12 protein-coding genes are annotated in these 18,849 nt (G+C 65.3%); 9 read left to right on the plus strand and 3 right to left on the minus strand.

Features of this window, described 5'->3' with window-relative positions; all coding sequences use genetic code 11:
* Positions 1–575: 575 nt before the first annotated feature.
* The 9 genes from M1L60_RS45260 (at position 576) to M1L60_RS45305 (ending at position 15,406) form a co-directional block, all read left to right on the plus strand.
* Positions 576–998, plus strand: coding sequence for an LLM class flavin-dependent oxidoreductase (locus M1L60_RS45260; RefSeq protein ID WP_253243808.1), 423 nt, complete (start codon positions 576–578; stop codon positions 996–998).
* Entirely contained in the window at positions 959–1,408 is a 450-nt protein-coding gene (locus M1L60_RS45265) for an LLM class flavin-dependent oxidoreductase (RefSeq protein WP_253243809.1), read from the plus strand. The genes M1L60_RS45260 and M1L60_RS45265 overlap by 40 nt, the downstream gene beginning before the upstream one ends.
* Positions 1,409–3,525: 2,117 nt before the next feature.
* On the plus strand, positions 3,526–4,155 hold the full coding sequence (locus M1L60_RS45270; protein ID WP_253243810.1) for a hypothetical protein: 630 nt from the start codon (positions 3,526–3,528) through the stop codon (positions 4,153–4,155).
* 849 nt (positions 4,156–5,004) lie between these two features.
* On the plus strand, positions 5,005–6,615 hold the full coding sequence (locus M1L60_RS45275) for a GDSL-type esterase/lipase family protein (protein ID WP_253243811.1): 1,611 nt from the start codon (positions 5,005–5,007) through the stop codon (positions 6,613–6,615).
* A gap of 474 nt (positions 6,616–7,089) precedes the next feature.
* Complete coding sequence (locus M1L60_RS45280; protein ID WP_253243812.1) at positions 7,090–7,539, plus strand: peptidase inhibitor family I36 protein; 450 nt, start codon at positions 7,090–7,092, stop codon at positions 7,537–7,539.
* A 2,427-nt stretch (positions 7,540–9,966) separates the two neighbouring features.
* Positions 9,967–10,440: an NUDIX hydrolase gene (locus M1L60_RS45290; protein WP_253243813.1), complete on the plus strand. Its 474-nt coding sequence runs from the start codon at positions 9,967–9,969 to the stop codon at positions 10,438–10,440.
* A gap of 482 nt (positions 10,441–10,922) precedes the next feature.
* The gene (locus M1L60_RS45295) at positions 10,923–12,332 is read left to right on the plus strand and encodes a condensation domain-containing protein (RefSeq protein WP_253243814.1); all 1,410 of its coding nucleotides are present in this window, start codon (positions 10,923–10,925) and stop codon (positions 12,330–12,332) included.
* 117 nt (positions 12,333–12,449) lie between these two features.
* Positions 12,450–13,658: a beta-ketoacyl-[acyl-carrier-protein] synthase family protein gene (locus M1L60_RS45300; protein WP_308208642.1), complete on the plus strand. Its 1,209-nt coding sequence runs from the start codon at positions 12,450–12,452 to the stop codon at positions 13,656–13,658.
* Between the two features lie 1,550 nt (positions 13,659–15,208).
* Entirely contained in the window at positions 15,209–15,406 is a 198-nt protein-coding gene (locus tag M1L60_RS45305; protein ID WP_253243816.1) for a hypothetical protein, read from the plus strand.
* Between the two features lie 187 nt (positions 15,407–15,593).
* On the opposite strand, the gene M1L60_RS45310 is transcribed toward M1L60_RS45305, so the two are convergent.
* From M1L60_RS45310 to def, 3 genes are all read right to left on the minus strand, one after another.
* Positions 15,594–16,526 (minus strand): esterase-like activity of phytase family protein, encoded by a 933-nt coding sequence (locus tag M1L60_RS45310; protein ID WP_253243817.1) that lies wholly within the window; start codon positions 16,524–16,526, stop codon positions 15,594–15,596.
* Between the two features lie 196 nt (positions 16,527–16,722).
* On the minus strand, positions 16,723–17,826 hold the full coding sequence (locus tag M1L60_RS45315; protein WP_253243818.1) for an esterase-like activity of phytase family protein: 1,104 nt from the start codon (positions 17,824–17,826) through the stop codon (positions 16,723–16,725).
* A 280-nt stretch (positions 17,827–18,106) separates the two neighbouring features.
* Positions 18,107–18,640, minus strand: a complete 534-nt coding sequence (gene def, locus M1L60_RS45320; RefSeq protein WP_253243819.1) for a peptide deformylase — start codon at positions 18,638–18,640, stop codon at positions 18,107–18,109.
* Positions 18,641–18,849 lie beyond the last annotated feature (209 nt).

Raw genomic sequence — 18,849 nt, forward strand, 5'->3', positions numbered from 1 at the left:
GCGGCCCGGAACGAGCTGATCTGCTTGTAGAGCCAGTTTTCGTTCCCGAGGTCGGGGATCGCTGCGCCCGCTGCCAGCTAGATGCGTCGACCGTCCGGACGCCGATGATCGTCGTGGTCGCCTCCGCCCGGTGAGCTCTGCTCCAGATCCGCGGTGCGGGAGCCGAGTGCGGCCGGGGTGACGATGGCAGCATCAGCACCGACTTGGCAGCCCGGCCGGGACGGACCAGTGGCCGAGCAGGAGGACCAGGACGAGGGGCCGCACCGGCCCGGAGAAACCTTTGCGGGATCACGAAGACGCCGACGGACGCCGGGACTCGAAGTTCACCGGCCGGTGGTACCAAGGGCATTGCCGACCGGAGGACACCGAAAGCGGCGTCGGCCTGCGATTGCCCGGGCCGGATCCATCTCGGGCTCAAGGCGAACTTGCTCATCGAACTGAACTTCGCGTCCCACCGTCCGCTGTAGCGGGTATGACTATCAACTGGGCGTCAACCTTCCGCAAATCACCGACTATGACCTCGCCACCGACATCACGACGCGGCCCGCACGGCTGAGCAGATCGGGTACGACAGTGTGTGGGCGTTCGAACGGGTTCTCCTCCCGCACGACCAGTCCGGGACCCACGGGCTGTACGGCGTATCGGATCTACCTTGGCCGGCCTTGTACGGGATCGTCGCCGACCCCCTGATCACGCTGGCCTTGGCGGCGGCTGTCACGAGCCGGGTCGAGCTCGGCACCGGCGTGCTCGTGGCCCCACTGCACCTGCCGGTCAAGCCGGCCAAGACGCTGGCCAACCTCGACCACGTCAGCCGCGGCCGGGTCATCGCCGGTCTGGGGACCGGCTGGTCGGTCGACGAGTTCGTTGCTGCGGTGCCCCGGCCATTCGCCGAGCGAGGTGCCGCCTTGGACGAGTTCCTCGACGTCGCCGCGGCGATCTGGGGCCCAACCCGGTCACCGTGGACACCGGCCGATACCGCATCGACCCGGCCGACGTGAACCCGAAATCAGCCCGGCCCATCCCGGTCTACCTGGCCGGCAGCAACCGGACCGCGTTCCGGCGCATCGCCCGGCGGGCCGACGGTTGGTTGCCGACCGGCATCTCTGCGGCCGAGACGCTGGCCGGTCTGGCCCAGATCCGCCGGATGGCCGAGGAGGAGGGTCGAGACCCGGCCCAGATCCGCTGCGTCTATCAGGTCAGCCTGTACGCGCTGCTGGCCGAGGTTGCCGAGGGCGACCGCAAGCCGTTCACCGGCAGTGCCAGGCAGCTGGCGGCTGACATCGCCGAGCTGGCTGAGGGCGGCGTCGACCATGTCTACGCCACGCTGCCGTACGTCGTGCGCGACCGCAACGAGTACTACGACCGGCTGGCCGAGCTCCACGCCGCGGTGCGCGCGACCACCGAGTGAATAGGACGATGGCTGTGCATGGCGTGACGCCCGGCATGAAATCCAAAAGATAACTCCCCGTCGATGGCGAAGAAGGAAGCGAAGCGAAAGGAGCAGCTGACAATTCTCGGGTCCATCTCGGATCGCACCCCGTACCGCATCAATCACAAAATCACTGGGCTTAACCGTGCGGGGCGGATGTTGGCGGAAGCTACACCGGAGCCTCGGTAAGGTGCGGCCCTCCCGAGGTTCAACCGACGGATTGAACGGCAGCGTTGTATCCATAGCTCTGTCAGTGAGATCGTGAGTCGATGGTGACGTGTGGCTGTTCCTCGACACCGAGGGACAGCCACACCGAGTTCGTCAAGCTGTAGTTCGGGTCGAACCCGCGCACTGCAGCAAGGTGGCCGCTCTGGCCGGCGTGGGCGTGGAGTATCTGGCCAAACTGAGCCCGGTTCGCTGACCCGGGTCCTCGACGCTCTCACCCGCGCGCTGCAGCTCAACGACACCGAGCGTGTGCGCCTGCTGCGGCCGGCCCACGAAGCTGACGATGTGTCCTCGTGCCAGGTAGTTTTCGAGCGCGTCGCGTTGCTGCCGGAGGTGGGGAGACGGCGAAGTTCATTTGGTGACGTTAAGTGTCAGCAAGTCCACACTATGTCAGTTGTGCCTGGTGTGGGGGTTTGACCTGGGCTACGTTCCTCGCCTAGCGGCGGGAGAGGTGCCTGGTCGACCGTGGACTTGTGCCCCCGCATCGCTTCGTACGGGGAGGAACATGCGAATCAATCAGCTTGCGCGACATCGGAGTATGCGCGCAGTCGTACGCCTCGGAGTACTGGCGGGAGCGGTCGGTGTGGCGGCACTCGCGGGCGGTCAAGCGGCCGGCGCGACTACCGACTCGGCCGCCCCTCGGGGGCCTGCGATTGTCGCTGAACAACGGGCCGGTACTGACGCCACCAAGGACGAAAAGGTTCCGGGGGACGACGAAGCAGGCAGCGGCACACCGGAGGACGGCACGCCTGAACAAGGCGGTGACGGCGGAGACGCCCCGCCTGGTGATGGTGGGGGTACTCCGCCTGGTGATGGCGGGGGTACTCCGCCTGACGACGGTGGGGGTACTCCGCCTGGTGATGGCGGGGGTACTCCGCCTGACGACGGTGGGGGTACTCCGCCTAGTGATGGCGGGGGTACTCCGCCTGGTGACGGTGGGGGTAATCCTCCTGACGACGGCGACCAGCCGGGTAGCGGAGGCGGCGAGGCCCCGCCCGGCGACGACGGGCCGGGACGAACTCCACCCACGACCGAACCCGGCACGGGTGGAGGCACTGGGGCCGAGGACGGGCTGGAGGATGGCGACGACGGTACCGGCGGCACCGGGGGTTCCGGTAGCAGCAGCCTGCCGGTGACCGGGATGAATGTGTTCGGCGTGGCCGGGCTGGGGGCAGTCGCCGCCGCCGGTGGTGTCGGGCTGGTCCTCGTGACCCGGCGCCGCAGGCCCGTGGGTGAGACACCCGTGTGATTCGCTGTCAGCTCGGCCGCGGCAGAGGTGTTGTGGCCGAGCTGACGATTTCTCGCCGGACATCGGCGTTCGTCACTGATTGGTAGCGTGTGAGCTAGTGACCTATTACTCGCAGAGCGGCATTCTGGGACACGGTCCCTTCTCGAAGGTAGCCGAGGCGACCGTCCCGATCGGTGCCCAGCGACCGGCCGAGCCGGGTGCCGAAGCGAACCCGTCCTCGGCCGCCGAGTCCCCTCATCAATGCGGATCAAAGACGACAGTGACCGGCAGCGAACCGCATCCCTTCGACATCCCTCGCGACGACGACTATCCGGCCATCGCGGGGAACCCGCATCCGACCAGCAGTGGCCCACAGCCTGGTGGCAACCAAGGCCTGGCGGGCGGCGCCCCATATGCGGTCAGCGACTCGTATCAGAGCAGGGATCCGTACCCCGGTAGCGGCCTGTACCCGGACAGCCGCCCGCAAACCGCCGGAGTCACGCCCAGCGGCGGCAGCCTGGGCTACGGCCCATTCCGGATCGGAACCGACAGCCCGGACGACTGGACCGGCAACCCGCACGGCCTCACCTCGTCCTCCGGCTGGCCTGTCGAACCCGCGCCGCCTCCGCGGCGCAGCCGCCTCGTGGTCGGCGTGCTGGCCGGACTCATTGCCGGATCGCTGTTCTTCGGTACCGGCGGCTACTTCGCCGGACGGGCCACTGTGCCTCCCGCGGCCGGTCCGACCGCACCGGCTCCCAGCGCTGGCTCCCTCGGCGTCTTCGAGCAGAGCCAGGTCGCCGTCAATCAACCGGAGTTCGTTGACAGCAACCTCACCGCCCTGGCCTCAAGCTGGCTGCCCTACCTGTCAACCTGTTCGCGCAGCGGCGACGCGGGCGGCCCCAAGCTCAACGTGGGTGAGAAGGTTCGCGTCCGCTGCACGCTGGACGGCATGAGCGCGATCTTCGTCGAGTACGACTCGGTCGCCGAACGGGACAAGGCCCGGTTCAAAGCCCTGGGGCAGGCCGTCGACGCCCGTACGCTGACCCCGGGAGTCGCTCCGGCGGCGGATCGGGTCACCCCTTCGGGCCGCGTCACCGGAACCTACCTGGAGTACGCGTTCCGTCTTGCCGAGCGTGGGGTAACCCGGACGGTGAGCGGCATCTGGTGGGACGACGCCGAGACTCCGGTCGCTGGCTATCTGCTGGCTTACTGGAAGGATGGCCTGGGCGAGAAATGGGAGCCGATGCGCGATCTATGGTCCAGGTACGCCTGAATTGCTCGGTGCCATCATCAAGATCATCATCGTTGCGGCCGGACTCGCGGCACACCCCCGGCCCCGGACTTGGTCAACCGCAAGTTCACCGCGGACCGCCCGAACCGGCTCTGGGTCGCCGACGTCACCAGAATCCTGACCGGCGAGGGCGCGTTCTGACTGGCCGCCGCCCGCGACGTGTTCTCCCGCCGAATCGTCGGCCGGAAACCTCTGAATGCCCAGAATGGATGCGAGGGCGGGACGAAACGCCCCCGGTTCACGCCTACCGTCCGAGCGAGCTCGGTGGTGAGCATGGCCCGCTTACCGACCTGGCCTTCGAGATCGCCGACCAACTTTCCGCGCTGCTCGGCCGGGACACGGTGCTTGATCTCCGGGTGCCGTTCGGCTGATCACGACGCCGTTGGCATCGAGCATTTGATAGCGCGGACGCAATTGGCGGGTTCCGCAGTGGCCGTCGCCGCGCCCGCTGACTCCCTGGAGCTCCGGCAGCGAAGCCGATGCGGCCAGCCGATGATCCGGTGCCACGGCGGTGGCGGAGGCATCGGCCGTCAGTTCAGACTGCGGACGGTGGCGCTGAGTCGCCGGCGACGACCACCCATGCGGTGACGCTCGGTGACGCAATCACCAGCACAGTCCCGGGCCGTCACCATCAGCACGGGCAGCAGCGCTCCCTTGGCCGAGGCGTGACCGGGCAAAGCCCAGGCGGCACAACCGATCCCGGAAAGTTCATTCCCGTTTGGGTTATCAATCGCACCCTCTCTATTCATTGATGTTTTCGTTCTTGGACGCGATGGTCGACATCCATCCATCCATCCATCGAGAGGTGCGGCAGTGCAAAGAGGTAGATGGTTGACGGCGGCGGTTGCCCTGTTGACCGCGGCCGTTGTCGTCCCCACGTCACCCGCCTTGGCCAAGGCTGCCCCCACGACATCCGCCCCGGCCGAACGAGCCGCCGACGGCTGGGTCGGAACGTGGTCGGCTTCCCCGGCGCCGACTGGGAACCGGGGGTTCAAGAACCAGACGCTGCGACAGACGCTGCGGACGAGCATCGGCGGAGACGCGGCGCGGGTTCAGCTCTCCAACGCGTTCGGCACCGAAGCCGTGACCATTGCCGACGTCCATATCGCCGACCAACTCGCGGGTCCGGCTATCGACCCGTCCACTGACCGTAGCGTCACTTTCGGCGGAAAGAGCTCGGTCACCATTCCCGCGGGCGGGAAGGCAGTCAGCGACGAGGTCGGCTACCCGGTCAAGCCGCTGTCCGACGTGGCGATCAGCTTCTACAGCCCGAACGAGGTCGTCAACGCCACTCAGCACTGGGACGCGTGGCAGACCAACTACATCGCGGACGGCAACGTCGCTGGTGAGGCCACGCTGACCAACTACACGACCAACGGCAGTTATACGTTGCTGGCCAACCTCGACGTCCGGAACAGCGCGGCGGTCGGCTCCGTGGTGGCCCTCGGGGCATCCATCACCGACGCGTTCAACTCGCCGTTCGGCGCGAATCTGCGCTGGACCAACGCTCTCGCCACGCGGCTGGGCGGTCGCGGTCAGGTGGTCGGTGTGCTCAATCAGGGCATCAGCGGTCAGGGATTGATCGGCGGCGACCGGACGAGCGCCGTGAATCGGTTCCAGCGCGACGTGCTCGATCAAGCCGGCGTCCGCTGGGTTGTCATCGCCGACATGCCCATCAACGACCTGAACAATTTCAACCCGTCCAGCGCCGAGCTGATCGCTGCCCTCAGAGGGCTGATCGGTACCGCGCACGACAAGGGCGTTCAGGTTCTGTGTGCCACCCTGACGCCGTTCGCCGGGTGGCCGACCTGGAGTCAGGACAGGGAAGAATCCCGGAAGGCGTACAACGCGTTTGTCCGCGGGTCGGCCAGCGGCTGCGACGCGGTGGCCGACTTCGCCACCGCGACGCAGGATCCGGCGGCCCCGGAGCGCTTCCTCGGGGCCTTCGATGCCGGTGATCACCTCCACCCCAACCGGGCTGGCCTGCAGGCCATGGCCGACGTCATCAACCTGGACACCTTCGGAGCGCCGACCGGCCCGGTCGTCGCTCCGGCCAAGGTGATCGGCCTTCGGTCGCTGGAGAACATGCAGATCGTCGGTACGACGCCGGACGGCGCCCAGCTGATCGCCGACCGCTCGCAGCTCGGAGTGTGGGAGCAGTTCGACAAGATCCCTCAGGCTGACGGTAGTTTCGCGTTGCGGTCGCATGCCAATGGCAAGTTCGTCACCGCTACCACCGATGTTCCGCTCACCCCGTCGGCCACGAAGGTCGGCCTCGAGGAAAAGTTCATCTTCGTGGCCAACGGCAACGGCAGCACCAGCCTCAGGTCGGTGGCCAACGGCCGCTACGTCGCGGCCGAGGACGCTGGCGCCAAGCCCCTGATCGCCAACCGCGACAGCATCGGCCCGTGGGAGCAATTCGCGGAGCTGACCCCACAGTAGGCCAGCCCTGACCGGTGAGATACTCGCCGATGGACGTGGACTGCTCTTGGGCGAGTATCTCAACCTCGACGCCGGCCCTTCGCGACAGCTCCTGGCAGTAAGTTCCCCGGGCTTGGTGGAGCGGCTGCCAAGCCCGGGGAACCTCAGGGTGGTAGGCCCATGCCGACGGCGAGCGCTCCTCTCGGCCGCTGACCAACCCGTGCAGAGCGTGCCGGTAGCGGGGCCCACGCCGAGCGGCAATCCCAACGGAGAGTCGGTTGAACTGGTGTCACGGGTTGTCTGGGCGGAGCGGTCGCCGGTCAGCGCTGTCTGACTTTTTCGACTCCGTGTGAACTCCTCTGGATCAAGTGCGTCGACACGGAGAGAAGCACCGACCCGTGGGTGAAACCGTGCTCCACGAACTTTTGATCGGTCGGCCGGTGGTGGCATCGGCTCGTCGGCGCCTCCGGGTCGGCCGTCTGCAGAGGAGACAAAATGCGAACTGCTCGAGTCATCACACCGGTCGCCATCCTGGCGATGGCTGCTGTGTTCGCCGGGACGCCAGCGTCAGCTGCACCCCCGGCCTGGGGCGACGGGCCGGCTACGTCGGCGTCGGTCAACAGCTCGACCGGTCTGGCCCGAGACATGGTGTTCCGGGCGCCGGTAGAGCTGTACGAGCACGCGGATTTTCAGGGGCGGCGGATCGACGCCTGGAACGACAGGTACGACATGAGGGATGGAGGTAATTTCGACAACCGTGTGTCCTCAATCAAGAACTTCGGCACTGGCGTCGACATCTGCCTTTACCCCAACTACGGATACCAGGGGTGGCCTCTCAGAATTCCGCACAACACCGCGAACAACAACCTCGCCAATGTGAGCCTTCCCATGAACGACAATGTCAGTTCCCTTCGCGGGGTTGCTCCGGGCACGAGTTGCGGGTAATGGACCGCGAGTCACCAAACCCTTGATGCGCCGGTCCGAGTTTCATGCGCCCCCAGTTCCCGCTCCAACGGAATCGGGGGCGCTCCGGCAAGCAAGCCGCTGATCAGTGCAAAGGCGACGACCATCGCCGCCAGGGACTGTCGAGGAGCCTGCGCTAGCGCACACATCCCCGCGGCGCCGTTCCGGCCGAAGCTGACAGGCCTGCAGAGGGCCGTCGACCGGGCCCACACGAAGATCCGCGCCCGCTGCCAACGTGCGATCGCCGCTCTCAAGACCAGGAAGATACTCGCCAACCTACGCTGCTGCTTCCGTCGGGCACCATGATCGTGCAGGCAAACCTCGTCATGCACCACGTTGAAGTCAATCGTCGCGCAGGACGAAAAGGCTGATTGGGATGGCTGCCGGATGCGGTTCGCCTGCCGTGTGGTCACGGCCTTCCTCGGGCGGGACGGCGGGGTTCCTGAGCCGTCAGTGGTCCGGCGAGCACCGTCGTACGCTCGTTGAGCCCGAGCTACCGACCGCCCTCACGTCCGATACGGAGACGAAAACGATTGCGGCTGGTAGCGCCCGGTAGGCGTCAGTCCTGGACGCGCGCCGGCCAGTCGCTCTGGTCGCTCGCACCTCCAGCACCACCAAATTTTCGAGGTGGCGAATGAGACGAGCAGCACTTGAACCGTCTGCAGGGTGTAAGCGAGGTTACAGACCGCCCGATCTGGTCGGTCGGACAAAGGAGCTAGAGCAGTGAAGAAGTCTATCCGCGCGGCTGCTGTCGCGGTCGCTGCCATGGTCGCGACCGTGCTGGGGTCGGTAGCCGTCCCCACCTCAGCGCAGGCAGCGCAATCAAACTGTAAGGACTATAGGTACGGGCGGCTGTGCGCATACGCGTACGCAAATGGCTACCTGGCATACATGACGAGGGGCGCTGGTGGCCCCAGCTACGCGAACATGAGGTTCAGCCTTCACTGTACCTCGGGGTACACGGCACAAGACCACGGCGCGTTCTCGACCTCGCCGTACCTTGACTATTCCTTCTTTTTCAGCGTCGGGAATCGCGGCCTTTGCGAGGTCCAGCTTACGTATTTCACAGGCGGGGAGGTGTACTACAGCGGGCTTGTGGCCGCATGACCGAAGCGATGCGGTGACGTTCTCACCGATCGGCAACATCCAGAAACGCATCACCTCTTAGAATGAAATTCGACGGGTTCCCCCCGCTGCACCGGAGCGCGGGGGGAACACGAAGTCGGAACCCACGATGAGAGTACGGCGGGGCCGGACCAGAGTTCACCCGCCGTATGAGCCGCGAGACTGTCCGCCTTGGGCCGGATCAATCATGTTGGTTGTCGGCCCGCCGTCCCACCGAGCCCGATTCGCGGCGGGACGTGTGCCGACCATCGGTACCGCTACCGAATGCAGGTCTTGATCCGATGGTTCAACCGTACGGCCACAGCTGCTCCCGCACTTGGATGTCATCGAGCCCTCGGCAAAGCGTGCAGCCTCGCAAGCGGGTAAGGCGAAGGGGATCTCTGCGGAGGAAATCTGAATCTGTTCGACGATGTTCTCGCTGCTGTTCGCATAAATTCTTTTGATGAATGAGACTCTGCATCGCCCGCGTCGATGGCGTCCGGTCTCGGACATGGCCGGGCCTGATCCGGGCCGCGACGGCGCTGCACCGTTTTGCGGATCCGGGCGGACAATATTCGGGCCTATGCTAGCGACAGCGGCCAGCTGGATGTCGACTACGGCCAGAGGCATCCCCATCGAGGAGCCGGTGGCGGGCTGGTTAACAAGGGTATGGATCTTTCCCGGCAGATTCGACTGCGACAGGTGAGCCGCGGCCCGGGGCAATACCTCGTTCTCCCATTTGAGGACCTGTTGCGACGTCGCGGCTTACGCAGTTCCGCCAACTCGCTCCTGGTCGAGCCCGGCTTGACGCCGGAGTCGATGTGGACCTGGCGCAGCGCTTCAAAGGTCATCGCGTGAACCCGATGTCTTCTGCGAACTGCTCGACCGGTCCATCGGGCTCGCGGTCACGGGCCACCCGCACAACATAACCGCGAGCTCACGAGCACAGGCTTGGCTCAGCCTGACCGCCTCGGCGGGGCTGGAGATCTCTACCAGATCGGCGCGAAATTGGGGCGGCCGGCAGGGTGAACCTGGCCGCGTTGGCGATTTCCAGGATCCGCTCAGCGGCCAAGGCATCCCAGTTTCCTCCGCGGCTGACGGCGACGAAACGTGTCTCGCATCGACGTCTATCTCAGACGATCGTTCAATCGGATTCAAGTAAATTTACCATGACGTTCTTTTGGCGGCCGTCTTGAGACCAACGTACGAGCAGGGTGATATTTCAGATCAGCGTCGAAGTGTGGCGAAGAAGCCATGTCGCGTTGCACCATTGTGGACTCGCGGCGAGCGAACTAGCCTTCTGGCATGGCTACCTCAAACTACATCAAAAAGCTGCGCGAGAAGATCGGGCACGATCTCGTCTGGGTTCCGGGCGCCATTGCCGTCATCATGAACGACAATAATGAGGTGTTGCTTGGCCGGCGGGCCGACGACGAGACCTGGGGTCTTGTCGGCGGTTTCGTCGAGCCGAATGAGCAGCCCGCGGATACGGCCGTACGAGAGGCGCTCGAAGAGACCGGTCTGACTGTCGCGCCGCAGCGGATCGCGAGCGTCATCGCGTACGAGCGGACCTACAGCAACGGCGACCAGTGCCGTTACCTCGATACGGCCTTCCTGTGCAAGGTCGTCAGCGGCTCCATCGTCGGTGGAAACGACGAAAGCAGCGGGTTCGAGTGGTTCGCGAAGGACCGGCTCCCCAAGCTGGGCCACCACGACACGCAGGTGATCGAGGCCGCCTTCGGAGGTTCCGCAGAGGCGTGGTTCGTTCCGGCGGCCTAGAGCAATCAGTTTGATTCCTGGCCGGAGTATACGGTCGGGTAAAAGTTGCCGATGTTGCTCATAAAGTGGTTGCCGCCGACGGACTGTGCTCCGTCAGGAGCTCTTCCGTGAGCTGGTTTATGGACGATAGGCAGGTATCGTCGCACTTAAGGTCGGCGAGTGCCAGCAAAAGGTGCGGCGGTAACTAATTTTCTAGGCGTTCCTGTTGCTGTGACGGAGTGGCCGGCTCAACGTCTGGCCACCCCGTACCTTCTATCTCAGTCAGACTGCGGATTTGATCCAGCATGGGGAAGCCGAGAAGGGGCCTAATCGAACCGGCCGACTCCGGCCCTGATGAAAGTTCGCTGAATCGCGCGCACGTTCCTCTTGTGCATATGTATGGATCTTGACGCTCTTGCCCGCGACCACGATTGTCAGGGCGGTTGATCGGAAATGGCGGTCGGGCAACCAGATGTCAGACCCATTCAGCAAAGGCCTCCGACATGCAGAACGTGTTCATCCAGGACTACTGTCCGCCTGCTGGCCGCTTGATTGAGTTCCGTCCGACGGCGGCAGGCGTGACGGCCCAGGTCAGCGCTGACCCGCTCACCTACGTCCAAGAGAACCATCTCCGGCGGATCCTCGCCAACAAGCGGGCCGGCCGGCCACAGTCACCCTGGCTGGCTGTCGCCTTCGACCTGCCCGGAGCGTTGGATGTACCGGCGATGACCGCCGCCCTGGAGATCTGGGTGGCGCGCCATTCCAGCCTGCTCAGCTGGTTCTCCTCAGACGACGACGGTCGTTTAAACCGGCACGTCACTGGTCCGGTCACCATGACCGATGTCGCGGTGGAGGCGGGTGAGGATGTCAGGGGCTACTTGAAACGACGGTTTGACGAGGGAACCGATCCTTTCCAATGGCCGCCCTTCGTGAGTGGCGCCATCCTGGGCGAATCGACCACCACGTTCTACTATGCCGTCGACCACACCCATACCGACGCCACGTCCATGCTGCTGCTCTTCCATGAATTGCGAATGATCTACCAATCGTCGGCGATCGGCGTCGAGCTGGCACTTCCTGAGGTCGGTAGTTATGCCGAAACGGCCGCGCGGGAGAGGAAACGGGTCGCTGACCTCACCCGCGACTCGCCGGAGGCCCGCGAGTGGCTGGATATCTGGCGGTCCGGTCCGCCGCCCTCCTTTGCGTTGGACATCGGGGTTCGTCCCGGCCAGATGTACACCAGCGCCATCCTGCACCGGGAGATGCTGGAGCCGGACCTGAGTGAGCGCTTCACTCAGGTGTGCAGGGAACAGGGCGCCGGATTCACCGCAGGTTGGCTGACGGCGCTCGCCATCACCGATTACGAGATGACCGGAAGGAGCCGTTACACCGCCCTCACCATCGTGAGCACTCGCGGTGAGCCGCGGTGGCAGTCAGCCCAGGGATGGTTCATCAATCTTCTGCCCATCTCCTTCACGGTGGACGAACAAAACTTCGAGGGTTTGCTCAAGACCGCTCAGAGCGGGTTCGATCGAGGCCGAAAGTTGTCAGGGGTGCCGATGTGGAAGATCATGGAGCTTCTGCCGCAACTCGACCCCCAAAGGGGTTCCGCCGCGGCGATCGCGCCGGTCGTGTCCTACCTCGACTTCCGGCATGCGCCACACGCGGAAGAATGGACGAGTCTCAATTTTACCGGGCTCGCCGCTCCGAGCCCGACCAGCGAAGTGTCGATGTGGCTCAGCCGTTTCCCGGAATCGACCGACATACACGTGCAGTACCCCGACACAGGGTCCGCGCAGGCCCCGCTGGAGCTGTATGTCAATCATCTACGCGAGGTCCTGCGGGAGATCGCGAGTGCTGGTTCCTACAGCCTCAAACAGCCCGTCACCCCGACTCAGGTATCCGCCGAATGACCGTGGCACTCGTTAGCTGTGACCGCACAACTCCGGCTCCGGGGCGAGTGTAGGAGAACCTGGGAGCGTCGTGTGAGTAGCGCATCGTGGTCGCCGACAAATCCGCCGACAGTAGTGGTGACTGGCATGGGCGTCGTCGCCCCCAACGGATCTGGCCAACAGGAGTTCTGGGAATCGCAAGTTGCCGGCCGCAGCGGAATACGCAAGCTCACCCGGTTCGACGCGACCTTGCACAACGTGCGCATCGCGGGCGAGGCACTGATCCCGGAAAGCCTGGCCGATCCCCAGATGGATCTGACCCGCACGGATCGCTGTACGCAGTTGGCCGCAGCTGCGGCCAAGATGGCCATCGTCGACGGCGGCTTGGACGGCTTCGATCTCTCCGACGCCGGCATCGTTTCGGGTACCGGTTGGGGATGCGTCGAGTCTCTCGAGGGCAGCCATCGCAACTTCGTGACGGACGGTCCGGAGGCGGTACAGGCCAGGTTTGCGCCTATGGCCATGAACAACAACACGCCTGCCTGGCTGGCTATCCGCTACGGATTTGGCGGGCCGGCCACGGTGACGACCAGCGCATGCTGTTCGGCGGCCGACGCGCTGATTGTGGCCCATCAGATGATTTCCAGCGGCGAAGCAGATCTGGTCATGGCCGGCGGCGCCGAAGCCCCCCTCACGCCGCACATCGTGGCTGGCTTCGATCGGCTCGGCGTGTTGTCACGTGACAACGACATACCCGAACAGGCGTGCCGGCCGTTCCGCGCGACCCGCACCGGTATGGTTTTGGCCGAGGGCGCGGCCTACCTCATTCTCGAGTCGGCGTCGCACGCCGCGGCGCGCGGCCGGGCTCCAGTAGCGAAATTTGCTGGATACGGGCGTTCCAGCGATGCCCACCATATGCTCCGGTTGCATCCCGACGCGGCCGGTGCCGAGCGGGCGATCCGAAGTGCTCTGCGCTCGGCCGGCCTTCGCCCGGATGAGGTCGGCTACGTCAACGCGCACGGCACCGGGACCGCCGGAAACGACGCACACGAGGCGCTGGCTCTCCGCAAGGTCTTCGCGGACCGGGCTACCCGCCCAGCAATCGCCGGGATCAAGTCACTGACGGGCCATACTTTGGGTGCTGCCGGGGCCATCGAGGCCGTGGCGACGATTCAGGCGATCGCACATGGGACCATCCCGCTCTCTGCCGGGGCGGGTCCGCTCGATGCCGCACTCGATATTGATGTCGTACTGGGAGAACCGCGGAACGTCGATCTGCGTGCGGCACTCAGCAACTCATTCGGATTCGGCGGGCACAATTGCGTACTCGCGTTCACCCGCCCTTGATTTCGCCGGCCAGGACGTCTGCCAGTAACCCGCCGGACAGCCGGGCAGGGGGAGTCGCTCGTTGGACACCATGGATTAGGTCGACGAACTATTCGAGTAAATCCTCGCTGAGGGCATCGATATGGCGGGTGATCTTCCGCCAACAAGGCTTGGATCAGTCTCCGAAGGCAAGAGCCGGCACGCCCGATCGCGATCGGCACCGCGACGGTGCGCGTGCTACGAGGGAACAAGGAACGCCAGAACGACGAGCTCGGGAGGTCTACACCCATGCCCTTGCTGAGAGTGAACGTATGGACGCGGAGCTGATGGACTCGGCTGTCTGAAAGAATGCCGCCTGATCGGCCCTGAGGTCAGCTCGGAACAGGCTCGGTCCGAATATGCGGTATCGCCGTCCGGCGGCGTGAACAAGGACTGAACCGATGGCAGACGTCTCGCGCGCCCAGTAATTCAAAGTCCGGGCGAATTTCACTATCACTTCACAGGGGAGATTCTGGTTGCCATCATGATAAGGCCCCGCGGTCGGAATGTCGTGGAGAACGGTACGGATGTTTGATGATTCACTCGGGTGAATGGAGCGCACGCAAGCATCGCAGAGATGTGATTTCGCCTGGCTCGCATCCTGCGTACCGCGATATTTCGGTCGAAAGGTACTCCTATCGAACGAAGGGTCAAGATGAACGTGAAGAGAAGTGTCCAAGCGGCAGTCATGACGATGGTCGCGGTCCTGGGGGGACTGGGAATTTCGTCGCCCGCCTTCGCTGCGAGAGGCGATGTCGACCAACTCTTTGTCGACTTCGAGCCCCCGGTGCCGGACAGGAGTTTCACAGCCGGGGTCTATAACTGGAACAAGCAGATTGTACTCGTGGTACAAGGGCCGGGTCGGGGCTGGGTCGAATTCCGACTGTTCGGCAGTGCCGGTGTCCTCCGGCACGCCGATGTCCCGGCGAACAGTACTGGTTCCTTCGGCTTCAGCCGGGGGATTCAAACTTACCGTGTCTGCGGGGATGCGGGACCCTTGGTCGGCGCCACTTGCAAGAATTGGCGGTTCTTGGACGAGTAAGGCTCCGGCTCCGGCCTCCGGGTCGTGATGATCAAGCGGGAGTCTTTCTGACCTGCGGTGACGTACGGTCGCTGCCCGTGGGCGTCAAGCAGCCACCGCCGACCAGAAGTTCGTAAGGACCGGCGGTGGCTGCCACCAGCGGATCAGATTTCAGAGAGGCGTTTGCCGCCGCACTGTTGACACTTATCATCGCCATCGCTTGCTCTCCTTCCAAGTAAAGCAAGACCGCGATCTCACAGCGATATCGACCGGGCCTCGATGAGTGTTCCCATCGATGGCTCATCGTGATCGCGCGTTCACCTCGGGCGCGGATCTTCGCGTGAACTCGAAGTTGACCTTGGCGCCGCGCAGTGCCGCGAACACGGCGGGTCGTCGACCGCGCTGAGGGTCCGGAGGGCGCAGTCCGCGGTGATGTCTGACGACCGGACGTAGCCGTGCAGCCGGCTGAAGGTCGTGCTCTGGCGCCGCCGAGGGCTTATGCGGGGCTGGCGTGGTGGTCGACGACCAGCTCATCGGCGCCAGCCCGTACCGTGTGGTCTGCTCGATGACCTCCGACCGGCGGGCGGCGCCGGTCACCCGCGCCCGGGCGCCGGTGGGGTCGACCGTCACGCCTTGGAACCGGTCGAGCGTTATCAGCACCACGGCAACCCCCGGCGGTGTAAACGGCTACGGGGTCAGCAAGTTTTAGGTGGAGCACTCGGTGACGTAGCCGGGGTCTGCGGGTAGTGAACGGGGCCGTCCACCTCGTTGGCCGGCAGGGAGAGGCCGATCAGTGAGGTCTTGTTCAGTGCGATGGACTTCGAGTCGGAAGTTTACCGGCAACAGATTCTGTGCCGGTCGTCCCGGCCGAGTGGGCCACCCGGCCGGGACGCTGGTCAGGACCGCTTAGGCAGCTGGACGCGAAGCCGGTACATCCGGGTGATCTGCTTCTCGCTGGCGTTGTCATCGGTGGCCAGCAGGACCCGCATCTCGCCGTCCGGGCCACCGTCGGTGACCACCATGGCCTCGATGTTGCCCAGCAGCGGGTTGACCTGAGGCTGCTTGCTGACCGCGCCGGAGTCGGGCAGATCCGCCAGGTCCAGCAGGAGCTGCTTGGCGAGGACGGGCGAGTCCGCGTCGAGGTGCTCGACGGCGCTCACGTCGGCCGCGCCGTTCAGGTCGGCCAGGTGGAGCTGCACCTGGTTGCCGGTGCTGTCGAAGCCCCGCTCGATCACCAGGAGCCGGCCGTCGCCGGTCGCTGCGATGTCGGAGACCATCAGGCCGGGTTCGATCCGGTACGCGTACTGGGCGCCGGGCTTGAAGTCGTCATCGGGGTCACTGCGCTCCCAACTCTGGAACCGCGCGATGCCGTCCTCATCGCCCAGCAGCGAGTTCTCCATCGAGGCGAGCAGAGTCCGCTCGTCCAGCATGGTCATGCCCTCGAACGACTCGTTGAGCTTTGCCCGGCCCAGCGGCGTCACCCGGAACTGCGCGGGCATCGGCAGGGCGCCGACGAGCTTGCCGGCCCGGTCGTAGCGGAAGATCTCCGGTCGCTCGGTCACGACCAGGATGGTGTCGTTGTCGAAGACGATGGCCTCGCCGTCGAGGGGGTGCCGCAGCTCGTCCTTAAACCTGATGATCTCGGTCGGGTCAAGGCTCTCGGGATCGAGGTAGTACATCACGGAACGGTCCGACAGCGCGGCGATCCGGCCGTCGTGATCCCTACCCAGACCGGAGAAGTTGCCGACGAACTCCCCTTCGAAAGTCGTCTTGTCCAGGTGGTCGGTAAAGCCCTCGAGCGTTACGCGACCCGATTCCGAAATTGTCATTCGACTGCCTCTCTCGTGGAACCAGGAAGTGGTTCTTCTGTCCACGACGGACAGTCCAAAGGAGGGTTCAGTAACTAAGACGCCGGAATGAGAAAGTATCCCTCTGAGAAATGAAGTGATCTCACTAATGACGCCATGGTTGATGGAGGCGGGAGCACCGAGACTGCCGGCACGGCGCTCCCGCCGTTCACGACGATTACGGCAGGCGGGTGTCCATCAACAGAACCCGGGTCTTCTGGTTGGCGTTGAAATTGTCGTCGCTGATCAGCCGGAGGCGGTGCCGGGCACCGTGGGCCCCGGGCTCGACCGCGAGACCTTCGAAGTTGTCGAGCAGGGGGTTCAGCTGCGGCTGCGGGCTCGTTGCGCCCAGGGTCGGGCAGTTCGCGAGATCAGCGACGGGCTGCTTCCCGGCCAGGTTGCGGTAGCTGACGGTCGAGAGGTTGGGCACGGCGCTGACGTCGGGGGCCCGGTTGACCCCGGAGACCGCGTACAGCCGGACGGTGTTGCCGACTCCTGAAGTGAAGGCCGCCTCGAGGAACAGCAGCCGCCCGTCGCCGTAGGCCGTCACCTCGGCGATCCGGTTGCCCCGGTCGGCCTGGTAACCGAACTGGCGCGCGAGCCGGTAGCCGCCACGACCGTCGTTCCGGTAGACCAGCACGCGGTGCCGGGCCACCGTGCCGTCGGCCGGCGCGTCGCCGGCCAGGGAACCCTCCATCGCCGCGTAGACGTACTTGCCGTCGGGCGAGATCGTCAGGCTCTCGAGGGTGGCGTTCTCCACCGCCTCGCCGGTCGGCGCGACCCGGAAACGGTCCGGCACCGGGAGCTCGCCCCGTTGCACGCCGTCGCGGCCGAAGATGCGGATCGACGGCTCGGCCTCGGAGCTGATCAGGAAGTTGCCGTTCGGCAGGACGGCCAGTCCTTCGCCGTCGAAGTTCGTGCCGTCGTAGGCGGTGCCGTCAGCCCGCTTCAACAGCGTCGTCGCGGTTGCTCGCGGTGTGCGGCCGGTGCTGAGGAAGACCAGACGGGCTGGTTGCGTGCCGCTGCGGTCGACCACCGTCGCGTACGAGCGGCTGAACCTGTCGTACGCGATGGCGGAGAGCCCGCCGACGGCGACACCGTCGGCGGTCGTCGTCTTGTCCAGACTGTCGCTGTACGAGACCGCCTCGGCCTGCGGTGAGCAGTTGCCCCCGCTCGGCGCCGCGGCGGCGTGGGCTGCCGGAACAGCGAGCAGCGGCACCAGAACGCCGGCCGCTACCGCAGGCCCCATCAGGCGCCCGCGCAGTGTGTAGGCCACCTTCATGAATCGCTCCTTTGGTGGATGGTCCCGTCGAAGGACCCGTGGCTGGGATGTACGGCAGCCGAGAGACATCCGGTTGCCGCCCGACTGTCCCGACGAGATGCCGACCGCGATGTTCAGCAGGCCCATTCGCCGAGGCAAAATCTTGATCTCTCGCGGACGGCCGGGATCAGTGACCTCAGGCGCCGGATCCCGTTCGTGGTGCAGCGACGGGCCGGGCGGCGCTCGTCGGAGCGGCACCGCCCGGCCCGTTTGCACGACTGCGGTCGGGAGCTACTTGTGATCAGTGCGGGCTGACTTCGACCCGTGCACCCGACCAGTCCGCGGCGCGCAGTGTGGCGATGATCCGGTCCTGGTTCGCCTTGTCCCGCCGGTCGATGAACAGGACGCCGTCGAGGTGGTCGTTCTCGTGCTGGATGCAGCGGGCCAGAAGCCCGGACCCGACCACTTGTACCGGGTCACCGTGTTTGGTCATTCCCCGGGCGACGACATTCATCCTCCGCTTGGTGTCGAGGTAGATCCCCGGAATGGACAGGCAGCCTTCCGGGCCGTCCTGTTCTTCCTCGTCGGGGAACTCGACGCCGGGGTTGACGAGGTGGTCGAGCTTTCCGTCGTTCCCGGGAAGGGCTGGATTGATGGCGAAGACCCGCAGGCCGACACCGATTTGCGGGGCTGCGAGGCCGGCGCCCCCGGAGGCCGCGAGCGTCTGCCTCAGGTTCTTGACCAGCTTGCCCAGCTGCGCGTCGAAAGTGGTCACTGGCTCGGCGACCTGACGCAGAGCAGGGTCGCCGATCTTCCGGATCGGAACAATGGTCATACGGACCTCCGTAGCGGTCATGGCGTTGACGGGCCGGTGTTCACGCGGTGAGGGGCAGCGTCCCGGGTGATGGGATGTCGGTGCTGAACGCCAGTTCCCGGCCGGTCACCGGGCTCGGGAGTCCGTTTAGTACGGGCGGGTGCCGACGGCCACCCACATGGTGAAGGCGAGCAGGAAGGTGCCGTCGTCGACGGCTTCGTCGATGGTGT

Origin of the sequence: Paractinoplanes aksuensis, from assembly GCF_024137025.1 — a bacterium.
GTDB lineage: Bacteria > Actinomycetota > Actinomycetes > Mycobacteriales > Micromonosporaceae > Actinoplanes > Actinoplanes aksuensis.

Excerpts from the sequence above, each read along its gene's own strand:
- M1L60_RS45295 (WP_253243814.1), top strand. The coding sequence starts at position 10,923 with ATGCAGAACGTGTTCATCCAGGACTACTGTCCGCCTGCTGGCCGCTTG.
- M1L60_RS45315 (WP_253243818.1), bottom strand. The coding sequence starts at position 17,826 with ATGAAGGTGGCCTACACACTGCGCGGGCGCCTGATGGGGCCTGCGGTA.
- M1L60_RS45290 (WP_253243813.1), top strand. The coding sequence starts at position 9,967 with ATGGCTACCTCAAACTACATCAAAAAGCTGCGCGAGAAGATCGGGCAC.
- M1L60_RS45280 (WP_253243812.1), top strand. The coding sequence starts at position 7,090 with ATGCGAACTGCTCGAGTCATCACACCGGTCGCCATCCTGGCGATGGCT.
- M1L60_RS45310 (WP_253243817.1), bottom strand. The coding sequence starts at position 16,526 with ATGACAATTTCGGAATCGGGTCGCGTAACGCTCGAGGGCTTTACCGAC.
- def (WP_253243819.1), bottom strand. The coding sequence starts at position 18,640 with ATGACCATTGTTCCGATCCGGAAGATCGGCGACCCTGCTCTGCGTCAG.